The sequence below is a fragment of the uncultured Nostoc sp. genome (assembly GCF_964245445.1).
Classification (GTDB): Bacteria; Cyanobacteriota; Cyanobacteriia; order Cyanobacteriales; family Nostocaceae; genus Nostoc.
Genome location: NZ_CAXTNE010000489.1, coordinates 1 through 2,702 on the forward strand (window position 1 = coordinate 1; position 2,702 = coordinate 2,702).

A 2,702-nucleotide genomic window follows, 5' to 3' on the forward strand; every position below is an offset into this window, starting at 1 on the left:
TTGTTCACTAACTCCTAACTTTGCCGCCGCCGCCTTAAAATCAGGTCGAGGTGGTCGCCCCTGTTGATCCGGTGGTTGGTTGGGCGGTAGTTGCGCCTGTGCAATTTGAGAGAATTTACTAGCGGCATTTGCCTGATTGAGTGAAATAAAACCAAATGTGCCAACCAGAACAGGAATCGCTGTTACAACTAGTACTCGACGAATATTCATAAAAATCAAGCTTCAAAAGGTAGGGTAGGGTGTTGATATTTCTAATTAAGCCATCTTAAAATTACAGTCCACCTGCTTTCTGAATTACAGTTTTGTAATTTAAGCACAAGGATGAAGAACTTATACTGAAACTGGAAGTAAAGTAGTGAAGGCTTGTGAACGTTCTGTTTGTCGAAGATGAAGCAAAAATTGCGAACTTTGTCCGGGCTGGACTGAAAGAGCAGGGATTTGTTGTAGACTACTGCGACAACGGTGATGAAGGATATCTGCGGGCATTAGAAAATAAATATGATGTGATCGTACTCGACATTATGGTGCCGGGAAAAGATGGACTATCGATTCTGAAACTCTTGCGGCGGCAAGGTCGGAATGCTCCGGTAATTTTGTTGACGGCTCGGAATGAACTAGATGATCGCTTGGAAGGACTAAATTTGGGAGCCGATGATTATATCGCTAAACCGTTTTTTGTGGAAGAGTTAGCGGCTCGAATTCATGCCGTTGTCCGCCGGAGTGTAAGCGAGCGCCAAAATCTGCTTTGCGTAGGCCCTATCAAACTCGATCGCATCACTAGGGAAGTTACTTGCGATCGCCAGGTGATAGAACTCACCAGCCGCGAGTTTAATCTTCTGGAGTATCTCATGCGCTCTCCCGGACGGGTTTTCACCCGTACCCAAATCTTAGAACACGTTTGGGGCTACGACTTTAACCCCAACACCAACGTCGTGGATGTTTGTATCCAGCGAATTCGTAAAAAAATTGACCCCATTGATCAAGCAGTCTGGATTGAAAGCATTCGAGGGGTTGGATACCGATTTCGCAAGCCAGATTCTAGCTCATGAAACTCCCTTCGTTTCGACTCCGAATTGCCCTGTTGTCTGCGGCTTTAGCTGGAACCACATTAGTAGGCTTTGGCGCAGTCTCCTGGTTTCAGATTTACAATGCTAAGATTAGCCGTCTTGATGCAGAACTGTTAAATTACTTGATGCGGGCAACTCCAAACTTGCCTCCACGCGGCGAACCTCCCGAATTTCTGAACAAAGAAACCCGATCCTCACCCGATCGCTCACGATGGCAGTTTTACGAAGATTCATTATCTTATGCCTTCGGAAGCAATACAAAAACCCTCATTGCCCTACTGGTGCTTGATGCAAACAACAACATACTTTATCAATCCAACTCCCTACCTACCGACGTTGAGGTGAATCGTCTGCTGCTTAAGCGTCTTCAGTCGATACCTTTACCACCACGCCCACAGAGACAACCACCGCCGCCACCCAATACAAACCCATCCGTTCAGCCACCACCTTTTCTTCGTCCACCTCCAACTCAATTTGTCACTGAGCAGACAAAAACAGCAGCTTGGCGGATTGGGGCAGCTAAATTTCCTAATATTCAGGTTGCCATTGCTGTTAATTTGCAAGCCGTCTCTCAAGAGATGGCTACCATTCAGAATATCTTTCTAATTTCAATTCCGGGAGCGCTCTTGCTGATTGCGGTAGGAGCATGGTTAGTTTCTGGTAGTGCTTTGCGTCCCATCCGGCAATTAACAGGTGTTATTCAACAGGTGACTGTCAAAGGACTAGATCAACGGATTCCGATTAGGACAACTGATGCGGAATTTGTCGAACTGATTCAGGTATTTAACCAAATGCTGGAACGCTTGGAACGCAGTTTTACCCAAGCTTCCCGTTTTAGTGGTGATGCGGCTCATGAACTGAAAACCCCACTGACTATTTTGCAAGGCGAACTGGAACGAACGCTGCAACAGGTCGATCCCGGAAGTGAAGTGCAACAGCGCTTAAGTAACCTGTTGGATGAGGTGCGCCGCCTGAGTGGAATTATGCGGAAACTCTTGCTGCTATCTCTAGCAGATGCCGGAAAAATGAGTTTGTATTTGGTTGAGGTGGATATGTCTGAGTTGCTGATGGAGATGCTAGAAGATGTGGAAATGCTAGCTCCCCACTTGACTGTGCAAACTGACTTCACTGATGGGCTGCGGGTACAGGGCGATCGCGATCTTCTAATTCAAGTTTTGCAAAACCTATTCAGTAATGCCATCAAATACAATCTCGCCAACGGCTGGATACAGATTCGCGCTCATCAAACTCAAACAACTCTTCACATCACCATAGCCAATGCATCCAAAGATATTCCCCTGAGCGATGCCAACGGCGCACGTGAACGTGAACGCAATCGCATTTTTGACCGCTTCTATCGCGGTGATTCGGCTCGAACCCGCAAGATAGAAGGCATCGGACTGGGACTGGGCCTAGCCCGTGAAATTGCCAGGGCCCATAATGGCAACCTTACGCTTGACTCAACATCTTTTGGTCAAACAGCATTTACCCTCACCTTACCAATGAAGTTACAGAATTGAGCGATCGCTCCCTAGAAGTGGTCAGTTATATCAAGTCCGGTTAATTAGTTATGATTACCGCATCTGTGCAAAAATCCCAAAAGCCTCTTTCCCGCTGCTCCCTGCTCCCTGCCCC

General features: G+C 46.9%; 2 protein-coding genes and 1 pseudogene. 2 read left to right on the forward strand and 1 reads right to left on the reverse strand.

The genetic code is table 11. From position 1 onward, the window contains the following. Positions 1 to 210: pseudogene (locus tag ACFE90_RS37680) on the reverse strand (hypothetical protein); the annotation flags it as partial. Between the two features lie 155 nt (positions 211 to 365). Here ACFE90_RS37680 and ACFE90_RS37685 point away from each other — a divergent pair. Next, positions 366 to 1,049, forward strand: coding sequence for a response regulator transcription factor (locus ACFE90_RS37685; RefSeq protein WP_375507326.1), 684 nt, complete (start codon positions 366 to 368; stop codon positions 1,047 to 1,049). Beyond that, the gene (locus tag ACFE90_RS37690; protein WP_375507327.1) at positions 1,046 to 2,587 is read left to right on the forward strand and encodes an ATP-binding protein; all 1,542 of its coding nucleotides are present in this window, start codon (positions 1,046 to 1,048) and stop codon (positions 2,585 to 2,587) included. The genes ACFE90_RS37685 and ACFE90_RS37690 overlap by 4 nt, the downstream gene beginning before the upstream one ends. Positions 2,588 to 2,702: the final 115 nt, after the last annotated feature.

Bases quoted from the DNA above. Each gene is read 5' to 3' on its own strand.
- ACFE90_RS37690 (WP_375507327.1), top strand. From the start codon at position 1,046: ATGAAACTCCCTTCGTTTCGACTCCGAATTGCCCTGTTGTCTGCGGCT.